Here is a 21145-nt window from a genome sequence, read left to right as displayed (position 1 = left end):
CATGGCGCACTCGATTGATGTATCGGAAGAGGCCGGCATCCGCTACCTGCACTTCGGGTCGAAGTGGGTGCAGGGTGCCATGCGGGTTCGCCGCCCCTACGCGCTGCAACTGCAGTACACCCAGTACATGATCGCGGTGCTGTTGCTGCGCGAGCCGCCCTGGCCGCGCAAGGTGCTGCTGATCGGGCTGGGCGCTGCCTCGCTGACCAAGTTCTTCCACCGTTATCTGCCGCAGAGCCGGCTCACCGTGGCCGAGATCGACCCACGCGTAGTCGCCGTCGCCCGCATGCACTTCAAGTTGCCGGAAGAAGATGCTCGGCTGCGCGTCGTGATCGCCGACGGGGCCGAAATCGTGACCCGCGACAGCCAGCACTGGGACGCGATCCTGGTCGATGGTTTCGACGCCCATGCCCGCGCCGGCATGCTCGACAAGGCGCCGTTCTACGCCGCGGCGCGTGCGGCCCTGAACGACAAGGGGCTGATGGTCAGCAACCTGTTCGGCCACCGCAAGGGCTTCAGCGAGGGCTTTGGCCGCATACGCGCCGCTTTCGACGACCGCGCGATCGCGCTGCCGCAATGCGAGACGGGCAACGTCATCGCCATCGCCAATGCCGGCGAGGCGATCGCCCTGCGCTTCGAAGAATTGCATCTGCGCGCCGAGGCGCTGCGGCGCGACACAGGCCTCGATTTGCGCGGGCTGGTGAAACGCATGGTGCTGCAGGCCGCGGAAGGTGATGGACTGCTCCGCCTCTGACGAGGTCCGCGTCGACTGCGCCATCGTCGGCGCTGGCGTGGTCGGGCTGGCCTGCGCCAAACGGCTCGCCGAGCGTGGCCTGCAGGTCGCCCTGTTCGAACGTGAGCACAGCTTCGGCCAGGGCATTTCCAGCCGCTCCAGCGAGGTGATCCACGCCGGGCTCTACTACCCGCAAGGCTCGCTGAAGGCTGCCCTGTGCGTAGCCGGCGCGCGCGATCTCTACGCCTACTGCGCGGCGCACGGCGTCGCACACCGCCGCACCGGCAAGCTGGTGGTGGCGACCCGCGCCGATGACCTCGCAGCACTCGAACGCATCGCCGCCCAGGCACGCGGCAACGGCGTCGAGCGCGCACGACTGATCACCGGCGAAGCGGCGCGCGAGATGGAGCCCGCGCTGAACTGCTGCGCCGCGCTCTGGTCGCCGGACACCGGCATCATCGACAGCCATGCGCTGATGCAGGCCTATGCCGACGACGCAGAGGCTGCCGGTGCGATGCTGGTGTTTGCGGCGCCAGTGCTGCATGGCGAGTGCGCGGCACGCGGCGTCACGCTGCACGTTGGGGGGGCTGCACCCTACCGAGTTCGGGCGGATTGGCTGATCAATGCTGCAGGGCTTGGCGCGCAGCCGCTGGCGGCAGCGATAACGGGCTTTCCGGCTGCGCATATTGCGGCGCTGCACTTTGCCAAAGGCCACTACTTTTCGCTGAGCGGCCGCAGCCCCTTCAGCCACTTGATCTACCCGGTGCCGGAACCGGGCGGCCTGGGGATTCACCTGACGCTCGACCTTGCCGGTTGCGCTCGTTTCGGGCCGGACGTCGCCTGGATCGAGCAGCCTGACTACACTGTGCCGGTCGAGCGCGCCGACGCCTTCGCACGCGCGATCCGCCAATACTGGCCGGGCTTGCCGGATGGACGGCTGGTACCGGCCTATGCCGGCGTGCGTCCGAAACTGGGTGGGGCGGAAGCTGCCGCCGCGGACTTCCGCATCGACGGGCCGGCAAGCCATGGCGTCGCGGGCGTCATCAACCTGTTCGGCATCGAATCGCCGGGGCTGACCGCATCGCTCGCCATAGCGGCGCGCGTCAGCGACATCGTCACCGGATGAACGCGGAAACGCATCAGGCGGCAGGCGGCTCCGGCGGCAGCCACAGGCACTTACCCTTGTTGGCCTTGGCGATCGCGGCGATCACTTCATCATGCGCCGCCAGTTCTTCGGGCGAAGCGCGCAGGATGCGCAGCGGGCGCCGCTCCAGCGGGGCGCCGGCCTCATCGCTGCCGGCCGCTACTGTGGGCTCGCTGTCCAGATCCATGATCAGGCTGTCCTGACCGCGCGTCATCGCGAGGTAGACCTCGGCGAGCAGTTCGGAGTCGAGCAGCGCGCCGTGCAGTTCGCGGTGGCCGTTGTCGATCTCGTAGCGCTGGCACAGCGCGTCGAGCGAGGCCTTCTTGCCCGGGTTCTGCTCCTTGGCCATTTTCAGCGTGTCGATCACGCCGCCACACAGCACATCCAGCTTTGGGCGCCCGATGCGGTCGAGTTCCATGTTCAGGAAACCGACGTCGAACTGCGCGTTGTGGATGATCAGCTCGGCGTCAGCGACAAAGGCCTCGAAATCGGCCACCACGTCCTTGAACTTCGGCTTGTCGGCGAGGAATTCGTCGGTGATGCCGTGCACCGCCATCGCCCCCGGGTCGACCAGGCGCTCGGGATTGATGTAGACGTGGTAGTGGCGCCCGGTGAGCTTGCGCGCGACCATTTCGACGCAACCGATTTCGATCACACGGTCGCCGCTGCGCCAGTCGAGGCCGGTGGTTTCGGTATCGAGAACAATCTGCCGCATCACTTGCCCCTCACCTGATCGACGCCTCGGCGCGCCAGTTCGTCGGCACGTTCATTCTCGGGATGGCCGGCGTGGCCCTTGACCCACAGCCACTCGATCTTGTGCAGCGCCGCGAGCTGGTCGAGTTCGCGCCACAGGTCATCGTTCTTCACCGGCTTGTTGTCGGCCGTTTTCCAGCCACGACGCTTCCAGCCGTGGATCCACTCGGAAATGCCCTTCTGCACGTACTGCGAGTCGGTATGCACCCGCACCTGCACCGGCCGCGTCAGCGCCTGCAGCGCGCGGATCACGGCGGTCATTTCCATGCGGTTGTTGGTGGTCGAGGCTTCGCCACCGAACAGCTCCTTCTCGTGCCCGCCCGCGCGCAGGATGGCGCCCCATCCGCCGGGGCCGGGATTTCCGGAGCAGGCGCCATCGGTATAGATGTCCACTATCGAATCAGTCATTCGTTCCCGTTCGTTCTGTATGCACCGGATCGCGCTGGGCAACCGGCGCGAAGGCTTTGGCGCGCGCGAGTCGATCGCGCCACGCCGGCGCCACGAGCCGCATGCCACGCACGCGCTTGGTGGCCTGGATCACATAGGCCCCGCCGGCGAAAGGCCACCAACGGGGGCCCGCATTGTCCATGAATCCCCACTGTTCGATCCAGCGCGCAACCGTCAGCGGCGGCACATAGGCGCCAAAGCTCGCGGGCTGGCTCTCGAAACTGAGCAGCGCAAGCCAGTCCTTGAGGCGCTTGACGGTGAGGAATTGACCCTGCCACGGAAAGTCGCCCGTGCTCGACGCCATCAGGCGCCGTATGCCCCACAGGCTGAACGGATTGAATCCAGTGATGACGACCTGCCCTTCCGGCACCAGGATCCGTTCGACTTCGCGCAGCACCTGGTGAGGCTGATCGGAGAATTCGAGCACATGCGGTAACACCACCAAGTCGACGCTTTGCGACGCGATCGGCAACTCGAAAGTCTCGCTGATCAGCTTTACATCGCCGGAACGGGCGCAGCGCAGCTTGTAGCCGATGCGGTTGTGGCTGAGGTAGTCGCGTTCGGGAAGACCGATCTGGATCGCGTGGAAACCGAAGACATCGGCCACCCGCGCATCGACCAGCGCCAATTCCCACTCGATCAGGTAGCGGCCCAATGGCGATTCAAGCCACGCGGCACATCCGGGAATTGACATCGTGAGTCATGCGCCGAGAATTGCGGGGATGGAGATTGTTCCGCTTTCTGCCTTCTCGGACAACTACATCTGGGCGATCGTCTCGGACGGGCATTGCGTTGTCGTCGACCCGGGCGATGCTGCGCCGGTCGAACACTTTCTGCAGGCAAGCGGTCTCGCGCTGGATGCGATCCTGGTGACGCATCACCACGGCGACCATGTCGGTGGACTGATGCGACTGGCGAAGACCAGCTCGCCAGTCATTTATGGCCCCGCGCACGAGGCGATCGACGGCCTGACCCGGCGCGTCGAAGAAGGATCAAGTCTGAACCTGCTGAACGGCGCGCTGCGCCTCTCGGTGCTGGATGTGCCCGGCCATACTGCCGGCCACATTGCGTACGTGGCGGACGGCGCGCTCTTCTGCGGCGATACCTTGTTCTCGGCCGGTTGCGGGCGCCTGTTCGAAGGCACGCCGGCGCAGATGCACGCTTCGCTCGACAAGCTTGCCGCGCTACCGGAAGACACCGCGGTGTACTGCGCCCACGAATACACGCTGGCAAACCTGCGCTTCGCCGAAACCGTGGAACCCGACAACGCCGCGACCCAGGCGTACCACGCGAGTTGTCGCGCCTTGAGGGCAGCAGGCGTGCCAACGCTGCCCTCGACGATCGGGCGTGAGCGTGCGATCAACCCGTTCCTGCGTTGCGACCAGGCGAGCGTGCAGCGCAGCGTTGCGCATTACGTACAACAGGCGCTGGAAGATCCTGTGAGCGTGTTCGCCGCACTGCGCGGCTGGAAGAACGACTTTCGCTGATGCAGGCTCACGCCTGCAGCGGCTGGGCCAGCAGCACGCGGTTACGGCCGAGGCGCTTGGCCTCGTAAAGCGCAGCATCCGCGGCGGACATCAGGCTGCCCGGCGTTGGCGCCTCGCGTGGCGGCACGGCGGCAGCGACACCGAGACTGATCGACACGAAGGGTTGGCCCGCTGCCGGCGCGTGCGGCAGTTCCAGCTCGTTGACGGCGATCCGCATGCCCTCGGCAACCAGCAGCGCGCCTTCGGCATCGGTGTCCGGCAGGATCACCGCGAATTCCTCACCGCCGTAGCGCGCCACCAGATCCGCAGGGCGCTTCGCCTGCCCCGCAAGCGCACGTGCGACCTGCCGCAGGCACTCGTCGCCACCCTGGTGACCGAAGTGATCGTTGTAACGCTTGAAGTAATCGACATCGCACACGACCAAGGCAATCGGTGCGCTGCGGCGTTGCGCGCGCCGCCATTCGCGGATCAGCACGGCGTCGTACTGGCGCCGGTTGGCAATGCCGGTCAGCCCGTCGATCGAAGAAAGCCGCTGTAGCTCTCGATTCGCGTCATCGAGGCGCCGCGTCAGCACCACCAGCGAGTAGCGCATCTGCGAGATGCGCTGCATCGCTCGCACCTTGGCGGCCAGCACGATGGAACTGATTGGCTTGAACAGGTAGTCATCACCACCGACTTCGATGCCGCGCTGCAGGTCGTCGTCGCCGGTACGGGCAGAGAGGAAGATGATCGGCGTCCACTCGCCGTGTTGCTCCAGTTGCCGGATGCGCTTGGCGACCTCGAAGCCGTCCATGCCGGGCAGGATCACGTCAAGCAGCACCAGATCCGGGCGATGGGCCTTGAAGAGCTCGATGCCTTCTTCGCCTTCGCGCGCCAGCAAGGGCTCGATACCGATGGCGCGCAACTGGTGCGCGATCAGTGTTGCGCTGGTCAGAGAATCCTCGATCAGCAGCGCTTTCATCCCGCCATCCCGACGGGAAAATGGCCCGCCTTCACCCGACCCAGACATCGCGCCCCTCCCGGCACCGTTCTACCGGATTGCAAAACTCCGCCGCAAGCCCATGATACAAAAGCATTTTGACCCTAACACCCGCAGCCCGATACAATCGCGCCTTTGCAAGTCGCCGAGCGTTTCCCATGCAGTCTATCGCGCGCCGGGCAGCTGCGCTCTTCTGTTTTGCAGCCGCTCTGGCCCTCATTTCCACCGGGATCGCCGTCGCTGACGACATGGATCCGCCGGGCGCCGCCAAAACCGCCGGCGCTGCGCCAGTGGCCGCGACCACCGGCGCGGGTCTCGCTGCAGTCTCCAGCATCGATCTCTCGAAGCTCGGCACGCCTTCGGTGGCGACCGTGGATCTGACCTCCGAATCGTCCGACCTGTGGGCACGCATGCGGCAGGGCTTTGCCATGCGCGACCTGACCATGGATCTGGTCACCGATCGCCAGATCTGGTACCTCGCCCGCCCGGGCGCGTTGCGCACGATGCTCGAGCGCGGTCGCAAATACCTGTACTACATCGTCGAAGAACTCGAAAAGCGCGGCATGCCGACCGAACTGGCCTTGCTGCCGCTGGTCGAGAGTGCCTACAACCCGATGGCGTATTCGCCCGCGCGGGCATCGGGCCTGTGGCAATTCATCCCCTCGACCGGCAAGGATTTCAATCTCGACCAGAACTGGTGGGTAGACGAACGCCGCGACGTCCTTGCGTCGACCAATGCCGCCCTCACCTATCTTCAGGCGCTTTACGAGATGCACGGCGACTGGCATCTGGCGCTGGCTTCGTACAACTGGGGCGAGAATGCGGTCGCCCGCGCGGTCGCCAAGAACAAGGCCGCGGGGCTGCCGACCGAGTTCGCCTATCTCTCGATGCCGCAGGAGACGCGCTACTACGTACCGAAGCTGCAGGCGCTGAAGAACATCATTGCCAATCCGGAATTGTTCGGTTTCAAGTTGCCGCCAATTCCGAACGAACCCTACTTCGTGCCGATCAATACGGCCGTGGGCATGGATCTGCATACCGCCGCGCAGCTGGCCGAGATGCCGATGAAAGAGTTTCTCGAGCTCAATCCCTCGTTCAACCGCCCGGTGATTCCCGGCCAGGCCGGCCATCAGGTAATCGTGCCGAAGGAAAAGGCCGACGCCTTCGTCGCCAACCTCGAAAACCACGACCGGCCATTGCTCAGCTGGCGGACCTATGCCATGCAGCATGGCGAACGCATCGAACAGGTGGCGTCGCGTTTTGGCATCAGCGTCGCGAAGCTGCGCGAGGTGAATGGACTGGCACCGCGCGTGCGGCCGGGCCCGGGCTACACGCTGCTGGTACCGACCGGCGAGGCGATCGCCATGGCCGAGAGCGCCCCGGTGCTGGCGCCGAAACTTGCTTTTGCCTCGCAGACGCCGGCCCCGACGCCGCGGCTGGGCAAACACGGCGCGAGCAAGTCCCGATCGTCGGCACACACCCGCAGCTCAAAACACGCGAAGCACCGGCGCTGAGCCCACACGACAGTAGTCCTGCGCCCGGAGCGGCGGTATGATCGGCCGCTCGTGCTGACTGCCCTGACTGTTACTGTAGATGCTCCGTCGCCTTGCCACCTCCGCGCTGCTGACCCTGCTGCTGGCCGCACCCGGCGTGCGTGCGGACGGGGTCAACGTCGGCGAGGCCTCACGCCTGCGTAGCCTGGTACCCGCCGAACAACTCGAGGACTCGGCGCGCCAGCAGTACGCGCAGATGCTCCGCAGCGCGAACGCACAACGCGCGCTCGCGCCGGAGGGCCACCCGGAACTGCTCCGCCTGCGACGCATTTCCGGCCGCATCATTCCCTTCGCGCCGCGCTTCAACCCGCGCGCCAGCCAATGGCAGTGGGAAGTCAACCTGATCGGATCGAAACAGGCCAACGCGTTCTGCATGCCTGGCGGCAAGATCGCTTTCTACACCGGCCTCACCAATGGTCTGAAGCTCTCGGACGACGAGATTGCGATCGTCATGGGCCACGAAATCGCGCACGCGCTGCGCGAGCATGCCCGCGAACGCATCGCAAAAACCCAGCTGACGCAACTTGGCGTCGGCCTGCTCGGCCAGTTCGTCGGCCAGGGCAAGTACGCCGACGCCTTCAACATCGGCGGCAACCTGCTGACGCTCAAATTCTCGCGTGAAGACGAGAGCGAGGCAGATGTCGTCGGTCTCGACCTTGCCGCGCGCGCCGGATACGATCCGCGCGCCGGCGTTTCACTGTGGCAGAAGATGGCAAAGGCTGGAGATTCCGGCGGCTTTGCCTGGCTATCCACTCACCCCGCAGGGAAGGATCGCATCCGGGAAATCGAGCGTCGCCTCCCGGAAGTCATGCCGCTTTACGAGCAGGCAAAAAACACAACCACAAGGAAAGGCTGAAACGATGGCGAACGAAGCGCCGATGTTCACGGCGGAGACATACAGATTGCAGGACAGCTTCGGGTTCATGATCAACGCGCTGCGTGCGCGGATGATGGCGGTGATGGACCGGGAACTCGCGCCCCTGGGCATCACCAGCGCCCAATGGGCGGTGCTGGTACAAGTCGCGGAAACACCGGGCGTTACCGCGGCCGCCTTGTGCCGCCGCGTGCACTACGACACCGGATCGATGACCCGCATGCTCGATCGCCTGGAAGAGAAAGGGCTGATCCGCCGTGCCCGCAGCGATCACGACCGTCGTGCCGCGTACCTGCATCTGACTGAAAGCGGCGCCGAGGTGAACAAGAAGCTGCCGGAATACGCCGCACATGTGCTCAATCAGCACTTCGAGGGATTCTCGGTAGAAGAAGTGGATCTGCTCCGCAGCCTGATGGGCCGCATGCTGGCCAACGCTGAGCGTCTATCCGCCGGGACCTGAACCAGCACCGTTGCCAATGAAACGGGGCGCCCGTCGTGCTGACGAGCGCCCCGTTCTTGTTACAGCCCGCCTCTGCGTCAGCGTTTGGCGAAGGCTTCAGCAGCCCCGTTGTACACACCAACGAATTCTTCAACGATCAACGACGCGCCGCCCACCAGGCCACCGTCGATATCGGGCATTGCGAACAGTCCCAGCGCGTTGCTGGCCTTGACGCTACCGCCGTAAAGGATCGCCGTTTCCGCAGCAAACGCCTCGCCGGCCTTCTTGATGTAGTTGCGGATGAAGGCGTGGGTTTCCTGCGCCATTTCCGGCGTCGCGGTCTTGCCGGTACCGATGGCCCACACCGGTTCGTAGGCGATCACGATGCTACCCGGGGCGGCATTCGGGATCGCGGCGAGAATCGCGTCGAGTTGCGTCGCCAGCACCGCTTCAGTCTGGTTGCCGACGCGTTCCGCTTCGGTTTCGCCCACGCACACCACCGGCACCAGGCCGCCGGCAAGCGCCGCTGCCGTCTTCTTGCCGACCCAGGCGTCGGTTTCACCAAACATGGCACGGCGCTCCGAATGGCCGATCACGGCGTACGTCGCCCCCACGTCCTTCAGCATCGACACCGAGACTTCACCGGTAAAGGCGCCCTTGTCCTGATCGGACACGTCCTGCGCACCAACGCCGATCGCCGAACCGGCGGTTTCGGCGACAACCGATTCCAGATAGGCAAACGGCGGGCACACGGCGATGGCAACGCCGGCCTTGACGGCGGGAACACCGGCCTTGAGGCCGTCGAGCAGCGCCTTGTTGGCGGCTTTCGAGCCGTTCAACTTCCAGTTGCCGATGACGTAGGTCTTGCGCATGGGAACTCCTTGTTTTCGATTTTCCGGCTCAGCGCCGGCAGGGGGAAAGTATTCGATTTTAGTGGGCCGTGTTGCGAAGCGACACCCGCCAGATCAAATCGCCTGTTCGGGATGCTAGGCCTCAAGCTCGCGCGCTTTGGCAATCGCCGTCTCGATGCGATCGACAGCGATCACTTCGAGCCCTGCTATCGCATGCTTGGGCAGGTTCGCCTTGGGCACCAGCGCGATCTTGAAACCAAGCTTGGCGGCTTCCTTCAGACGTTCCTGCCCGCGTGGCGCGGGGCGGATTTCGCCCGCGAGCCCGACCTCTCCGAACATCGCCAGATCGCGCCGCAGCGGCTTGTTGCGCAGCGAGGACACGATCGCAAGGCAGACCGCGAGGTCCGCTGCCGGCTCGCCGATCCGCACGCCACCGACAGCGTTCACGAAAACATCCTGATCAGCGCAGACCAGCCCCGCATGGCGATGCAGCACCGCCAGCAGCATCGCCAGGCGATTCTGCTCCAGCCCGACGCTGAGGCGCCGCGGACTCGGCGTATGCGCCGGATCGACCAGCGCCTGCACCTCGACCAACAGGGGCCGCGTGCCCTCCTGGGTGATCAGCACGCAGGCGCCGGACACATCCTGTTCGTGCTGCGACAGGAATATCGCGGAAGGGTTGCTGACCCCCCGCAGGCCCTTGTCGGTCATTGCGAACACACCCAGCTCGTTCACCGCGCCAAAGCGGTTCTTGAACGCGCGCACCAGCCGGAAGCTCGATTGGGTATCGCCTTCAAAGTAGAGCACTGCATCGACGATGTGCTCGAGCACTCGCGGCCCCGCGAGCGAGCCGTCCTTGGTCACATGCCCGACCAGCACCAGCGCGCACCCGCTCTGCTTCGCGTATCGGGTGAGTTGCGCCGCACACTCGCGCACCTGGGCGACGGAACCGGGCGCCGACTGCAGGGCTTCGGAGTAAATGGTCTGGATCGAATCGATCACCGCGAGGCGCGGCTTCTGGGCGCGCAGGGTGTCGAGAATGCGCTCAAGGTTGATCTCAGGGAGCAGTTCGAGGGCGCCAGCGTCGAGTTGAAGCCGTTGCGCCCGTAGCGCCACCTGCTCGCCAGACTCCTCGCCACTGACGTACACCGCCCTGCACTGCTGCGACATGCTGGCCAAGGCTTGCAGCAGCAGCGTCGATTTGCCGATACCGGGGTCACCGCCAATCAGCACGACACCGCCGGCGACCAGTCCCCCGCCCAGCACGCGATCGAATTCCTCGATGCCGGTAGCGAAACGCGAATGTTCCTGTGGCGTGAAGTCGGCCAGCTTCTTGATCCGGCCTACCTCGCCCGCCAGTGCTGCGAAACGACTGGCGCCCGCGCCACTGGGCGTCGCGATGGTTTCCACCAGCGTATTCCACTGCCCGCAGCCCGGGCATTGCCCTTGCCAGCGCGGCGCCTGCCCGCCGCATTCGGTGCACTGGTAGACCGACTTGATCTTCGCCATCAATCAGCGCCGACGACGGTCACCGGGACGCGGTTGGCCAGTGCGCAGAAAAGCTCGTAGCTGATCGTGTCGGCCGCGGTCGCCACCTCGTCGGCAGGAAGGCCGCGGCCCCACAGCACGACCTGCGAACCGACGCCCGCATCGGGTAGCGCCGAGAGATCGCACGCCAGCATGTCCATCGAGACGCGGCCGAGCGTGCCAGTGCGCTGGCCAGCGACCAGGATCGGCGTGCCACTGGGCGCATGACGCGGATAGCCGTCGGCATAGCCACAGGCGACGATGCCGACCCGTGTCGGGCGCTCCGCAACGAAACGACCGCCATAGCCGATCGCTTCACCCGGCGCCAGCGTCTGCACGGCAATCAGGCGCGATTCGAGGTTCATCGCCGGCTGCAAACCCAGCGCGTCGGCGCTTGCAAGCCCGGGCATCGGTGAGCCCCCGTACAACATGATGCCGGGGCGCACCCAGTCTCGCGCCGCTTGAGGAAAGCGCAGCAAGGCGGCCGAGTTGGCGACACTTTGCGGCAATCCAAGCCCGCTGGCGGCAGCATCGAAGCGCGCGAGCTGATCCGCTATACCGACTTCATCGTCGGCGCGCGCAAAGTGGGTCATCAGCGTCACACTGGCGACATTGCTAATCGATTTGAGTCGCGCAGCCAGCTCGCCCGCCCGCTCGGGCGCAAAACCGAGGCGGTTCATGCCGGTGTTGAGCTTGAGGAATACGTCCAGCGGCTGCGCAAGCACTTCGAGTTCGAGCAGGCGGATTTGCTCAGCATCGTGCACGGTGAGCCCGAGCCCAAGCGTGCCGGCAAGGCGCACATCGGCCGGATCGAACGCACCTTCCAGCATCAGTATCGGCTGCCGTATGCCCGCTTCGCGCAGCGTCGCCGCCTCGGCAAAGTCGAGCATCGCATAGCCGTCGGCCACGGTCTCGACGGCGCGTGCGCAGCGCAGCAGCCCGTGGCCGTACGCGTTCGCCTTGATCACCGCCCAGGCACGGGCCCCGGGCGCCGCCGCTTTCGCGCGCAGGTAGTTATGCCGAAAGGCCGCCACATCGATCGCGGCGCGGATCGGTCTAGGCATCGCGCTTGAACCCCTTGCTCTTGAGGTGTTCGGTCGCGAAATCGGCAAAGATGGTGACCACGCGCGAGCGGAACTTGTCCTTGGGCAGCAGCACCGACAGCGTCTCGTAAAGATTCGGCTCGAGCGGCAGCGCGACGAGCCGGCCACTCTGGATGTCCTTGTCGATCGACGCACGGGCCGCGATGGCGAAGCCCACGCCCTGCTGCACCAGATGCTTGATGGTCGACAAGCTGGACAGCTCCGCCGTCACATCGAGGTTTTCCGGCGGGAAACCGGCGTCGCGGAAGAAGCGCTCGGCTGCCTCGCGGATCGCCGCACCAGGGTCCCGATCGATGAAGGGCAAGCCGACCAGATCATCGGCACGCACGCGCACATGTCGCGCCAGCACATGCCCCGGCGGCACGATTGCGAACAGCTCGTCGCGACCCACCTCGCGGCACTCGATACCAGCGTCGGTCGATTCGATCTCGACCAGGCCGACATCCAGTTCCTTGTCTGCCACGCGGCGCTCGACCCACTCCGAGTTGCCGACGAACACGCGCGGCACGACCTTGGGGTACTGCCGCTTGAAGCCATCGAGCAATGATGGCAACCAGTACGAGGCGATGGTCGGCGACAAGCCGACCGACACGACACCGTTAGGCTCCTGCGTCAGGCCGGCGACCTGATCCTCCATCTCGGCGCTCATGCCGAGGATTCGCTCTGCGTAGTCGAGGACGATTTCGCCCGCGGGGGTCAGCGTGACCTTGCCATAGCCGCGATCGAGCAAGCGGGTATTGAAGTGTTCTTCGAGCTGCTTGATCTGGAAGGTGACGGCCGGCTGCGTCATGTATAGCGCTTCGGCGGCACGGGTGAAAGATCGGTGTTTCGCGACGGCCAGGAAGACCTGAAGCCGGCGATCGGCCATGGTTGCCATGGTGAGTGCTCCGGACCGGCACCTTGGTCGGGATGCGACGTTCTGCGCCGCGGCCGATACCTTCGAGATGCCCGTCAAATGGGGTTTTTGCAGCGCACGATTGCATCACAAATCGCGCAGGGCCGCCAGCGAGCACGCCGTGGCTGGCCGGCTGCCACGGCACTGACGCAGGTTCGTGATATAAAGCCGGGTCCCTTCGGGGCCACAACAAAGTAAGCGGATGACCCCAGGCTTCTACATCATCATGGCCGCGCAGTTCTTTTCTGCGCTTGGCGACAGCGCCCTGCTGATTGCGGCAATTTCCATCTTGCGTGACATGCACGCGCCTGCGGCCTATGAACCGCTGCTGAAGCTCTTCTTCACCGTTTCATACGTCGTGCTCGCCGCGTTCGTCGGCGCGTTTGCCGATTCGATGCCGAAGTGGCGCGTGATGATGATCAGCAACGCGATCAAGATGATCGGCTGCGCGATGATGTTTTACGACGCGCATCCCCTGCTGGCTTACGCAGTCGTCGGGCTTGGTGCGGCGGCCTATTCGCCGGCGAAGTACGGCATCCTCACCGAACTGCTACCGGCGCGCTATCTCGTCATCGCCAACGGCTGGATCGAAGGCCTCACGGTCGGTGCGATCGTGCTTGGCACGCTGCTCGGCGGCCTACTCATTGAACCCGCCTTTGCCGACAAGTTGCTGGCCTTCGACATGCCGGGCATCGATACCGGCATCGATACGCGGGCGGAACTCGCGATCTCGACGATCGGCGTGCTCTATCTCGTCGCGGCGATGATCAACCTGCGCATTCCGGACACGGGCGTCGACCACAAACCGCTGCGCAGCAACCCCTCGTACCTCGTCCATGAATTCATCCACTGCAGCAAGCTGCTTTGGCGCGATCGACTTGGCCAGATTTCGCTGGCCGTAACAACCCTGTTCTGGGGAGCCGGCGCAACGCTGCAGTTCATCGTGATCAAGTGGGGCGAACAGAACCTCGGGCTGAGCCTATCCAAGGCATCGATGATCCAGGGTGTCTTCGCAGTGGGCGTGGCGCTGGGGTCCGTATTGGCCGCCCGATTCGTCTCGATGCGCCGCTCGGTCAAGGTGCTCTCCATCGGCATCGCAATGGGCGTCGTCGTGAACGTGATGGTGTTCGTCTACGACATCAAGGTCGCCATGTTCCTGATGGTGGTGATCGGAATAATGGCCGGATTCTTCGTCGTGCCGATGAACGCCTTGCTGCAGCATCGCGGCCACATCCTGATGGGTGCGGGCCATTCGATCGCGGTTCAGAACTTCAATGAAAACCTGAGCATCCTTGCGATGACCGGCCTCTACGCCCTGCTGATCTGGGGCGGACTATCGGTGCACACGGTGATCGTGCTGTTCGGTCTCTTCGTGGCCAGCACCATCTACCTGGTCAAGCTGCGTCACGAAGCCAACCAGCGCGAGCGGGATACGGTCAGCCAACTGGAAGACTGTCACCACTGAGTGCAGCACCCTGCGGACGCGCTGGCTGCGCAGCCAGCGTCCGCCGCGCCAGACACAGGTCTTCCCACGCCTTGGCCTTGTCGGCCGGATTGCGCAGCAGATAGGCCGGGTGGTAGGTCACCACGACCGGGATATCCCCGAAACTGAATGGCTTGCCGCGCGCCGCACCGATGCGGATTTCCTGCTTCAAGAGCGCCTGCGCCGCCGGTCGCCCCAGCGCAACGATCACCCGCGGCTGGATCAATGCGATCTGGCGTTGCAGGAACGGAAAGCAGGCCTCGATCTCGTCGGCTTCCGGTGTGCGGTTGTTGGGCGGCCGGCACTTCACCGCATTCGCAATGTAGACGCCGTCGCCCCGCGCCACGCCCAGCGCCGCCAGCATCGCGTCAAGCAGCTTGCCCGCCTGTCCGACGAAAGGCTCGCCGCGCAGATCCTCCTCCGCCCCCGGCCCCTCGCCGACGAAGAGCCAGTCAGCAGAACGATCGCCGACTCCGGGGACGGCCTGTGTGCGTTGCTCGCACAAGCGGCATGCGCGACAGGCTGAAATCGCGTCGTCCAGGTCGGGCCAATCCAATCCCGATCCCACCGGTTCACTCGCCCGGTCGCTCGATCGCTGCTCGGCAACGAACTCCGGGGTCGTAACGCCGGAGTCGCAGGACTCGGCTTCAAGGATCACTGGCGATGTCGGCTCTGCGACCGGGCTCGGCTCAAGATCGTTCGCGCGCGACACGGCCTCGCGAAGACGCCATGTGGGGCCAAGACCCAAGCGCGTCAGCAGCTGGCGATCACTCATGTGCGAGTTCCCGATGCATCACGATGGCGTCTTCCCGCTGCCCATCGACCCCAGGGTAGTAGCCCGGGCGGCGGCCAATGATCCGGAATCCATGCTTTTCATACAGACCACGCGCCGGCAGATTCGACGGGCGCACCTCCAGGAACATCTGGCGAGCGCCATTGTCATATGCCGCGCTGGCGATGGCTTCCAGCAGCCGTGCTCCCCAGCCTTGACGCCGTGACGCTCCCACCACGGTGATGTTGAGCAGATGCGCCTCATCGAGAACGGTCATCAACACCGCATATCCGATCGCAGTATCACTGTCCACGAACACCCAACAGCTGTAGCCGGCCTGGATCGAGTCACGAAAGTGGCCAATGCTCCACGGCGACACATGCGCCAACGCCTCTTGCTCAGCGACCCAGTCGAGATCGGACGGGCGCATCGGCCTGAGCAGCCCGCGACATTCGGTCATTGCCCGGCTTTCAGGGCGTTGCGCTCACGGGTGGTCAGGGCGACCTTGTTGCGCACATAGTGGGGGGCAAGGGCAGCGGCATCGACTCCCGGCAACTGCGACGCCCGATCGAGGAAGTAACGAATCAGCATGCCCGCCGTTGGATCGGACGCGCCCGGCTCTCCCGCAATCCGCGATGTCACTTCACCGGGCAAGACCGTCCGGTAACGTGCAATGCCAGACCCGCACACCCGCCACTCATGCGGCGAGTCCGGCAAACTGATCCGTTCAGGCGTGGTACACAGCACATCGCCGATGCGGGATAGGCCTTCCGCTGCTGGCCCGTAGATCGCCCAGTAAACCTCTTCCATACGAGCATCGAGCAGGGCCAGTACAAAGTCGCCTGCGCATGTACTGGCAAGCGCATCAATCGACAGCACCGGAATCACCGGAACACCCGCCGCAACCCCCAAACCCTGCGCCACCGCACAGGCAACCCGCACGCCGGTAAACGATCCGGGTCCGCTGCCCACGACAATGCCGTCAAGATCCGCTAATTGAACACCGGCAGACGCCATCAGGCGATCGACGCACACCAGCACGCTCCCCGACGGGCCGGACGCCGAGGCATCCACAGCAAGTTCCGTCGTGAGGGCGCCATCGTGTAGGGCTACGGTTGCCGCGGTGACCGAGGTTTCGAGCGCAAGGAGTTTCATGCTGTGAATGATACCAATTGCCAACCCAAGCCCTAGCGGCCACCCGCGAGGCCGAACCACAGCACCATTACGGTCGGTACCGGACTGCCATGGAGGATTCCCGGCGTGAAGCGCACTTTGCTGATCGCGTCGATCACAGCCACGGCATATCCGTCATCGCGCCCCACGGCCTGTGCAGAGACAACCACTCCCTTCCGGTCGATAAACACAGCTATGTGGAATTCAATGTCCTCGCGTGGCTGCGGCAGGTCCCCGAACTCGATTGCCAATGGATCCAGCGCATACGGTCGCTGCCCTAATTCGAGCGACGGGTGCCACTCCTCGGGCGTCGGCAGCCGCAGCGGAACACCCTCAATGTCCTCCAGCGCCGCCTCTCGCACACCCACTGCCTCCTCCGCCTCGTGCTGCGCAGGCGCCGGAGGCAGGGCTGGATCTGGCGTCTCCGCCCTCGATGCGGTCAGATCATCTGGCGATGGCGTGACATTGGCCGGCGGAGGGGCCATGACCTGCGCGGCATCGGCGTCAGTCTGATGAGCAGTGATCCTGGGAGGCACGCGCGGCTTGTGTGCCGGAGCTGCGACGTGCACATTGCCGGCCCGACCCGCCCAGGGGACGACACGCCCCAGTGCGACCACCTTCAGCGTTACCGGATGGGCAGTTTGGATAGCTAGAGGTCGCCGCAACATCCAGCCATCCAGCACAACCGCCAGCAGCACATGCAGCGCGACCGAAAGAAAAATGGCCCGTATCAACGGGCCATTCGGGCGCGGCGGATCGCCCGCTATCGTTGCCAACAGTCCGTCACCGACCCGGTACCGCTGACGCCCCGCTGGCCAGTGCTGCTGAGCGTCAGGTTGCCACATGTGCTATCGGACCACCCGCTTGGGGTTGCCGTCACCACGTACGAGGTAGCGATCGTGTCCCCCGCCATTGCCGCCACGCTGATCGTGTAACGGCCGCTGGCGGAAGACGCCGGGATACCCGCGTCGGCGAGGGTGGTCGAGTAGGTGTTGGTTCGCGAGTAAAGCCGCTCAAGCAACTGCGCCGCCTGTTCCGCGGCGGCACGCCCCTCAGCGCGACGCGCACGATCGCCGAAACTCGAATAGATGGGCAACGCGATCGCGGTAAGAATCGCGATGGACGCCATCACGAGCATCAATTCGATCAGGGTAAAACCCCTTGGCTTGGTTCTCACAACGTTCCCCTTAGCGCGTGAGGTCGCGCCAGTTCAGGCGGCCAGTTGAGGCCGGACACATGCCGCTAATGACTTCCACCGACCCGTCGCTCCGTTTGACCAGTCGGTTACAAGTCAATGAAGCGGGCCCACATCCTGATGCAGGGCAAATGGTCTTGTCCTTGATCACGACCGGCAGGCCACCCACCGGGCTCACACGCCGACTTGTCGGCGATTGTCGGCCTTCGGTAGCTGTATCCATCTTGTCTGAGTCGTCGTACTTCAGGTCTTCATTCAGATCGAAGGGCGGCACCGGCAAGCGGGCACCGGTTATTGCGTCCATTTCATTGATCCAGCCGCTTCCCCCCCCATTGCACGGGTCATTTGTCGGCGTCGCTGATACGAACAGGACGTGTCCATTGAGCGCCTGAGGGTCCTCGATCACGCGCTCACCAATGGCCGCGAGCGTCGACACCCCCTCCTTCAAATCAACGTACCACCCCAGTTGGCCCGTCGGATTGGTGGCCGGGTCGTACCAATTCGGCGTATTTTTATCGACGGTCCGCAATTCCCAACTGTACGTGACGCCCGTGGCGGGATTTACCGGCGTCTCAGTATCAGTGAGCGTAAACACGTGCTGAAGCATTCGGCTACGCGTGATGGTATCCGGCGACGAAGAGTCCCAGATTCCGTAAAAGGATTGCAGGCTCTGGTCGGCCATGTCGATATCTTCAATCGCTTTGCCGGTTCCCACCAGCACCATGTAACCGCCCTTGGGATGCAACATGACTTCCGGCGCGGTCGTGATCGGCTGTGCCTTGCCACCGGTGTCAACAGCCGAGAAGAGCTTCTTGGAGACGCTCCAGGCCGCCATGGAAGTACTGGTCAGATCGAACTTCCACACATTACCGTAGAGGTCTCCGGCATAGGCGTAGTCCGCGGTGCCGTCGCCGTCGATGTCAATCACCGCCGGCGAAGAAAGGCCATTGGGCGAGGCACCGACGGTGGCACCGGTGTCGATGAAGCGGAAGTTGGAACCGGAGACCCAGCCAGACTTGCCTGCTTCGATATAGGCAATATAAAGCCCCGCTTTGCCACTGGTGCTGTTGTAGCCATTCCCGAAAATGGCGGCCCACTTGCCGTTACGCAGTTTCGCGATCACCGGGCGCCCATAGGAATAACCGATATTCGCCGAATCAGTCGTGCTGTTGAATTCCCACAGCACGGTTGAACCCGGAGAACCCTCTGAGAACGACGGCGTGGTCACATCCAGCGCGAAGTAGCCCTTGCCGCCGGCACGCAAGCCACTGACCAATACGGTATGCCAACCATCGCTGAATTGTGCGTCATTGATCTGAATATGGCCGTCAACGTAAGCACGATGCGGATAACTCGCTTCGGTCAGCGTGCGGAGGTAGGGATAAACCTCCGACGGAACATAACCCAGGATCTCCTTACCATCGGATTCACGGAATCCGTGCAGCATGCCGTCGTTCGCGCCAACATAGATCACTCCGGTGCGGCTGGACTTGGCAGAACGGAATGCCGCGTAGGTCGGATCAGGCCAACCGTCTTTGGGCGTTGAAACCAGCACCGGCGAGGAATAGACGATGTCGCCAAGCTTCGTGACCGGGCGGGCGCGCAATCCACCTTTACCACTAGACGCGTCGTAGTCACCTTCGTAGGTCGCATCCCCGCGCAACCAGTTCAAACGGTCCGCCCCGGTTCTGGGGGACGTGGCGCCAGTAATCGCGGTTTGCTGGGACGAAGACAAACTCGCCCAACGGAAAGGGATAGCGCCGGCTGACCCGGTCTTGGACGGGTCATAACTGAGAATTGTGCGCGCATCGACATACTTGTTCGGCGTAGCAACAACACTCGCATCATGAATCAAACCCGCCGCAGCCGACCAAGTGGGCGTGGAGGAGATATCCAGCGGCGATCCTGTTGTCTTCACGAGCGGCAGTTTCTCCATGTCCCCCCACCACAGTTGCGAGTCCGACGAGGTCAGAGCCGCCCACCAAGGGCGTATTGCGGTGTCTTTTGCCGGCGAAGCATTGGGGTGATAGACACTAATGTAGGTGGCCGCACCCGCAACAAAGGACTGCGTATTGGCGGCTGCCGCACCCGCCGCCGCTTCGGTAGTGTTGATAGCAGCAACAATTTCCGCAAATGCCTTCACCACGTCACTCGCGGATTCCGCGGCATAGAAGCGCCCACGCCCGTTGATCGCGGCATGCCACAGATCCGCGATTTTCGCTGGGTTGTCCGTGCCGGCGCTCACAACAGGCCAGGTGGTGGCGCCAGAAACAATGTCCGGATAGCTACCGCCGAAGGTGCCCACTGCGGGATCCCATGTCAGCGGAGGCGTTGCCAGCGGCAAACCCTTGGCGAGCCCCAGCCCGATTGCGTACAGGCCGATATGCTGCCAGTTCGCCGGGTCATTCTGCGCAGCCCAATACTCGGCATCGGTCCATTTCGACAACACCGTTGCATCCGGCGAGGTCTTGGTCGGATCCTTGTCAGCCCTGCGACGGATGATCTGATTGCCGATATCCGTCCGCAGGTCGCGGCTCCAATAGGCAAATGCAATGTCAGCAAGATTATTTGCCGTGCCGGTCCCGTCCTTGTACGGGTTGATCGGCGAGTAAACCTTTCCGTCAGGCAACGTATAGCCGGTGCCATCGATATCGGAACTGGTACACCCTGCAACGCCAGTACATGCTGTCGGGGTATCACTGTTCCACATACCGTCGGTCATCAGCACGGCATAGGTCGAGCGACAGGCGTATTTGGGATTGGCGCCGCCCGATACGTTCGGATCGAAGGCGTATACATCGCCGTCACCCAGACTGGCGTTCATGACGTAGTTGCCGACACGCTGATAGGCGGTACGCAAAGGCGTGCTGCCGCTCGCCGGCAAGCGCGAAAGCCAGTTGTAGAAATCGGCCTTGTTTGATTCAAAGCGCCGGATCTTGTTCTTGCGACCGACCGAATCCCATCCCTGGCAAGAATCATTGAACGAATTGCACTTGTTGATCGACTGGTAGGCGAGTCGGATGCCTCCATCCAGTTGCGAGAACGCCAGCGTCGCCGCCGACGCGACGGCCAGATTGCGGGTTCGGTAGAAGGAGTACCAGTTCGCAAAGTTCTGCTGCTGGGCGGCCGTTTCGGCAGTGACCAGATGCACGTCGTAGCAGGCGTCCGCGGTAAAGGGCGAAGCGCAACCGCTATTCGTCTTGTCTAACGTGTAGTAATACGCCGGGCCAGCGGTCGTTTTCGTCGCGACCCCGAGTGCGGTCAGGTCGTTCGGGTGAGTCGCTAGAGTATGTGACGCGCCGGTCGGGTTGTAGTCTTTTGTCGGCCGGTACGCGGTACGCAGGTCGACCGACCCTTGGGAGGGGTCGAAGCCGTTGTAATACGCCGCGGAAAAGGAAGTGCTGAAAGACGTGCCATCCGCCTTCAAGGGGGGCGAATAGGTAGTCGCCGGGTTGTAGTACATCGAGTTGTAGTCAGCGCTGAAGATGCGCTTCGGGCTGAACGACGTACCAGTCTGCATGTCGGATCCATACGCATCCGGCACGTAAGCCCAGGTCATACTGCCCGAATCATCCAGCGTAACAAGCAGATTCGGCTTTTGCGGAATCGCGAGGAACAACGGCGCCTGCGACAGCGCCAGAGGCGCGGCCATTGCCGGCAGCCAGGCAATACCCAGCACTGAGGCCAGTCCGCCAGCCAATTTCCGTTTCAGTCCATTCGAAATCTGCATGATCAAT

The 21145-nt window shown here is 63.8% G+C and carries 21 protein-coding genes; 7 read left to right on the top strand and 14 right to left on the bottom strand.

What is annotated here, in order from left to right; genetic code table 11:
* Nucleotide 1: 1 nt before the first annotated feature.
* Nucleotides 2-754: a fused MFS/spermidine synthase gene (locus tag GGR36_RS00325; RefSeq protein WP_183630676.1), complete on the top strand. Its 753-nt coding sequence runs from the start codon at nucleotides 2-4 to the stop codon at nucleotides 752-754.
* The gene (locus GGR36_RS00320) at nucleotides 735-1859 is read left to right on the top strand and encodes an NAD(P)/FAD-dependent oxidoreductase (protein ID WP_183630674.1); all 1125 of its coding nucleotides are present in this window, start codon (nucleotides 735-737) and stop codon (nucleotides 1857-1859) included. Before GGR36_RS00325 ends, GGR36_RS00320 begins: the two co-directional genes overlap by 20 nt.
* A 13-nt stretch (nucleotides 1860-1872) precedes the next feature.
* Here the strand turns inward: GGR36_RS00320 and dnaQ are convergent, their stop codons facing one another.
* From dnaQ to GGR36_RS00305, 3 genes are read right to left on the bottom strand one after another with little or no spacing between them, the layout of a single operon-like run.
* Nucleotides 1873-2592, bottom strand: a complete 720-nt coding sequence (gene dnaQ / locus GGR36_RS00315) for a DNA polymerase III subunit epsilon (protein ID WP_183630672.1) — start codon at nucleotides 2590-2592, stop codon at nucleotides 1873-1875.
* A complete protein-coding gene (gene rnhA / locus GGR36_RS00310) occupies nucleotides 2592-3038 on the bottom strand; it encodes a ribonuclease HI (RefSeq protein ID WP_183630670.1) in 447 nt (148 codons plus the stop codon). Before rnhA ends, dnaQ begins: the two co-directional genes overlap by 1 nt.
* Nucleotides 3031-3771, bottom strand: coding sequence for a methyltransferase domain-containing protein (locus tag GGR36_RS00305; protein WP_183630668.1), 741 nt, complete (start codon nucleotides 3769-3771; stop codon nucleotides 3031-3033). The genes rnhA and GGR36_RS00305 overlap by 8 nt, the downstream gene beginning before the upstream one ends.
* A 28-nt stretch (nucleotides 3772-3799) precedes the next feature.
* On the opposite strand from GGR36_RS00305, the gene gloB reads away from it, so the two are divergent.
* The gene (gloB, locus tag GGR36_RS00300; RefSeq protein ID WP_183630666.1) at nucleotides 3800-4564 is read left to right on the top strand and encodes a hydroxyacylglutathione hydrolase; all 765 of its coding nucleotides are present in this window, start codon (nucleotides 3800-3802) and stop codon (nucleotides 4562-4564) included.
* 7 nt (nucleotides 4565-4571) lie between these two features.
* On the opposite strand, the gene GGR36_RS00295 is transcribed toward gloB, so the two are convergent.
* Nucleotides 4572-5525, bottom strand: coding sequence for a diguanylate cyclase (locus GGR36_RS00295; protein ID WP_183630664.1), 954 nt, complete (start codon nucleotides 5523-5525; stop codon nucleotides 4572-4574).
* A gap of 176 nt (nucleotides 5526-5701) precedes the next feature.
* Here GGR36_RS00295 and GGR36_RS00290 point away from each other — a divergent pair, with 176 nt between their 5' ends.
* The 3 genes from GGR36_RS00290 to GGR36_RS00280 all read left to right on the top strand — a co-directional run bounded on the left by GGR36_RS00290 (nucleotide 5702) and on the right by GGR36_RS00280 (nucleotide 8430).
* Nucleotides 5702-7057: a transglycosylase SLT domain-containing protein gene (locus tag GGR36_RS00290; RefSeq protein WP_183630662.1), complete on the top strand. Its 1356-nt coding sequence runs from the start codon at nucleotides 5702-5704 to the stop codon at nucleotides 7055-7057.
* Nucleotides 7058-7136: 79 nt separating this feature from the next.
* Nucleotides 7137-7952 carry a M48 family metallopeptidase gene (locus GGR36_RS00285; RefSeq protein ID WP_183630660.1) on the top strand — a complete coding sequence of 272 codons (816 nt, stop codon included), beginning with the start codon at nucleotides 7137-7139 and terminating at the stop codon, nucleotides 7950-7952.
* A gap of 4 nt (nucleotides 7953-7956) precedes the next feature.
* Nucleotides 7957-8430 carry a MarR family winged helix-turn-helix transcriptional regulator gene (locus GGR36_RS00280; protein ID WP_183630658.1) on the top strand — a complete coding sequence of 158 codons (474 nt, stop codon included), beginning with the start codon at nucleotides 7957-7959 and terminating at the stop codon, nucleotides 8428-8430.
* A 77-nt stretch (nucleotides 8431-8507) separates the two neighbouring features.
* On the opposite strand, the gene tpiA is transcribed toward GGR36_RS00280, so the two are convergent.
* From tpiA to GGR36_RS00260, 4 genes are all read right to left on the bottom strand, one after another.
* The gene (gene tpiA / locus GGR36_RS00275; protein WP_183630656.1) at nucleotides 8508-9281 is read right to left on the bottom strand and encodes a triose-phosphate isomerase; all 774 of its coding nucleotides are present in this window, start codon (nucleotides 9279-9281) and stop codon (nucleotides 8508-8510) included.
* A gap of 114 nt (nucleotides 9282-9395) precedes the next feature.
* On the bottom strand, nucleotides 9396-10769 hold the full coding sequence (radA, locus tag GGR36_RS00270; RefSeq protein WP_183630653.1) for a DNA repair protein RadA: 1374 nt from the start codon (nucleotides 10767-10769) through the stop codon (nucleotides 9396-9398).
* Nucleotides 10769-11851, bottom strand: coding sequence for an alanine racemase (gene alr, locus GGR36_RS00265; protein WP_183630651.1), 1083 nt, complete (start codon nucleotides 11849-11851; stop codon nucleotides 10769-10771). Before alr ends, radA begins: the two co-directional genes overlap by 1 nt.
* A complete protein-coding gene (locus GGR36_RS00260; protein ID WP_183634831.1) occupies nucleotides 11844-12758 on the bottom strand; it encodes a LysR family transcriptional regulator in 915 nt (304 codons plus the stop codon). Before GGR36_RS00260 ends, alr begins: the two co-directional genes overlap by 8 nt.
* Before the next feature lie 229 nt (nucleotides 12759-12987).
* Between GGR36_RS00260 and lplT the strand changes: the two genes are divergently transcribed.
* A complete protein-coding gene (lplT, locus tag GGR36_RS00255; protein ID WP_183630649.1) occupies nucleotides 12988-14250 on the top strand; it encodes a lysophospholipid transporter LplT in 1263 nt (420 codons plus the stop codon).
* On the opposite strand, the gene GGR36_RS00250 is transcribed toward lplT, so the two are convergent.
* Genes GGR36_RS00250 through GGR36_RS00225 form a run of 6 tightly spaced genes read right to left on the bottom strand, consistent with a single transcriptional unit; the run spans nucleotide 14222 to nucleotide 21138 of the window.
* Complete coding sequence (locus GGR36_RS00250) at nucleotides 14222-15043, bottom strand: uracil-DNA glycosylase (protein WP_183630648.1); 822 nt, start codon at nucleotides 15041-15043, stop codon at nucleotides 14222-14224. The two genes, lplT and GGR36_RS00250, sit on opposite strands and share 29 nt — an antisense overlap.
* Nucleotides 15036-15500 (bottom strand): ribosomal protein S18-alanine N-acetyltransferase, encoded by a 465-nt coding sequence (rimI, locus tag GGR36_RS00245; protein ID WP_183630646.1) that lies wholly within the window; start codon nucleotides 15498-15500, stop codon nucleotides 15036-15038. The genes GGR36_RS00250 and rimI overlap by 8 nt, the downstream gene beginning before the upstream one ends.
* The gene (gene tsaB / locus GGR36_RS00240) at nucleotides 15497-16195 is read right to left on the bottom strand and encodes a tRNA (adenosine(37)-N6)-threonylcarbamoyltransferase complex dimerization subunit type 1 TsaB (protein WP_183630644.1); all 699 of its coding nucleotides are present in this window, start codon (nucleotides 16193-16195) and stop codon (nucleotides 15497-15499) included. Before tsaB ends, rimI begins: the two co-directional genes overlap by 4 nt.
* Nucleotides 16196-16227: 32 nt before the next feature.
* Nucleotides 16228-16989 (bottom strand): hypothetical protein, encoded by a 762-nt coding sequence (locus tag GGR36_RS00235; RefSeq protein ID WP_183630642.1) that lies wholly within the window; start codon nucleotides 16987-16989, stop codon nucleotides 16228-16230.
* Nucleotides 16977-17390: a type IV pilin protein gene (locus GGR36_RS00230; RefSeq protein WP_338086599.1), complete on the bottom strand. Its 414-nt coding sequence runs from the start codon at nucleotides 17388-17390 to the stop codon at nucleotides 16977-16979. Before GGR36_RS00230 ends, GGR36_RS00235 begins: the two co-directional genes overlap by 13 nt.
* A 10-nt stretch (nucleotides 17391-17400) precedes the next feature.
* Nucleotides 17401-21138 carry a pilus assembly protein gene (locus GGR36_RS00225; protein ID WP_183630639.1) on the bottom strand — a complete coding sequence of 1246 codons (3738 nt, stop codon included), beginning with the start codon at nucleotides 21136-21138 and terminating at the stop codon, nucleotides 17401-17403.
* Between the last annotated feature and the right edge of the window lie 7 nt (nucleotides 21139-21145).

It is taken from the genome of Niveibacterium umoris, from assembly GCF_014197015.1.
Classification (GTDB): Bacteria; Pseudomonadota; Gammaproteobacteria; order Burkholderiales; family Rhodocyclaceae; genus Niveibacterium; species Niveibacterium umoris.
The sequence above is the reverse complement of the archived record's forward strand: the minus strand, read 5'-3'. Positions and strand labels throughout refer to the sequence as shown.

Bases quoted from the DNA above. Each gene is read 5' to 3' on its own strand.
- rnhA (WP_183630670.1), bottom strand. From the start codon at position 3,038: ATGACTGATTCGATAGTGGACATCTATACCGATGGCGCCTGCTCCGGA.
- GGR36_RS00280 (WP_183630658.1), top strand. From the start codon at position 7,957: ATGGCGAACGAAGCGCCGATGTTCACGGCGGAGACATACAGATTGCAG.
- GGR36_RS00225 (WP_183630639.1), bottom strand. From the start codon at position 21,138: ATGCAGATTTCGAATGGACTGAAACGGAAATTGGCTGGCGGACTGGCC.
- tsaB (WP_183630644.1), bottom strand. From the start codon at position 16,195: ATGAAACTCCTTGCGCTCGAAACCTCGGTCACCGCGGCAACCGTAGCC.
- GGR36_RS00250 (WP_183630648.1), bottom strand. From the start codon at position 15,043: ATGAGTGATCGCCAGCTGCTGACGCGCTTGGGTCTTGGCCCCACATGG.
- rimI (WP_183630646.1), bottom strand. From the start codon at position 15,500: ATGACCGAATGTCGCGGGCTGCTCAGGCCGATGCGCCCGTCCGATCTC.
- alr (WP_183630651.1), bottom strand. From the start codon at position 11,851: ATGCCTAGACCGATCCGCGCCGCGATCGATGTGGCGGCCTTTCGGCAT.
- GGR36_RS00320 (WP_183630674.1), top strand. From the start codon at position 735: ATGGACTGCTCCGCCTCTGACGAGGTCCGCGTCGACTGCGCCATCGTC.
- gloB (WP_183630666.1), top strand. From the start codon at position 3,800: ATGGAGATTGTTCCGCTTTCTGCCTTCTCGGACAACTACATCTGGGCG.
- GGR36_RS00290 (WP_183630662.1), top strand. From the start codon at position 5,702: ATGCAGTCTATCGCGCGCCGGGCAGCTGCGCTCTTCTGTTTTGCAGCC.
- GGR36_RS00260 (WP_183634831.1), bottom strand. From the start codon at position 12,758: ATGGCCGATCGCCGGCTTCAGGTCTTCCTGGCCGTCGCGAAACACCGA.
- tpiA (WP_183630656.1), bottom strand. From the start codon at position 9,281: ATGCGCAAGACCTACGTCATCGGCAACTGGAAGTTGAACGGCTCGAAA.
- GGR36_RS00285 (WP_183630660.1), top strand. From the start codon at position 7,137: ATGCTCCGTCGCCTTGCCACCTCCGCGCTGCTGACCCTGCTGCTGGCC.
- radA (WP_183630653.1), bottom strand. From the start codon at position 10,769: ATGGCGAAGATCAAGTCGGTCTACCAGTGCACCGAATGCGGCGGGCAG.
- GGR36_RS00305 (WP_183630668.1), bottom strand. From the start codon at position 3,771: ATGTCAATTCCCGGATGTGCCGCGTGGCTTGAATCGCCATTGGGCCGC.
- dnaQ (WP_183630672.1), bottom strand. From the start codon at position 2,592: ATGCGGCAGATTGTTCTCGATACCGAAACCACCGGCCTCGACTGGCGC.
- GGR36_RS00325 (WP_183630676.1), top strand. From the start codon at position 2: ATGGCGCACTCGATTGATGTATCGGAAGAGGCCGGCATCCGCTACCTG.
- lplT (WP_183630649.1), top strand. From the start codon at position 12,988: ATGACCCCAGGCTTCTACATCATCATGGCCGCGCAGTTCTTTTCTGCG.
- GGR36_RS00295 (WP_183630664.1), bottom strand. From the start codon at position 5,525: ATGAAAGCGCTGCTGATCGAGGATTCTCTGACCAGCGCAACACTGATC.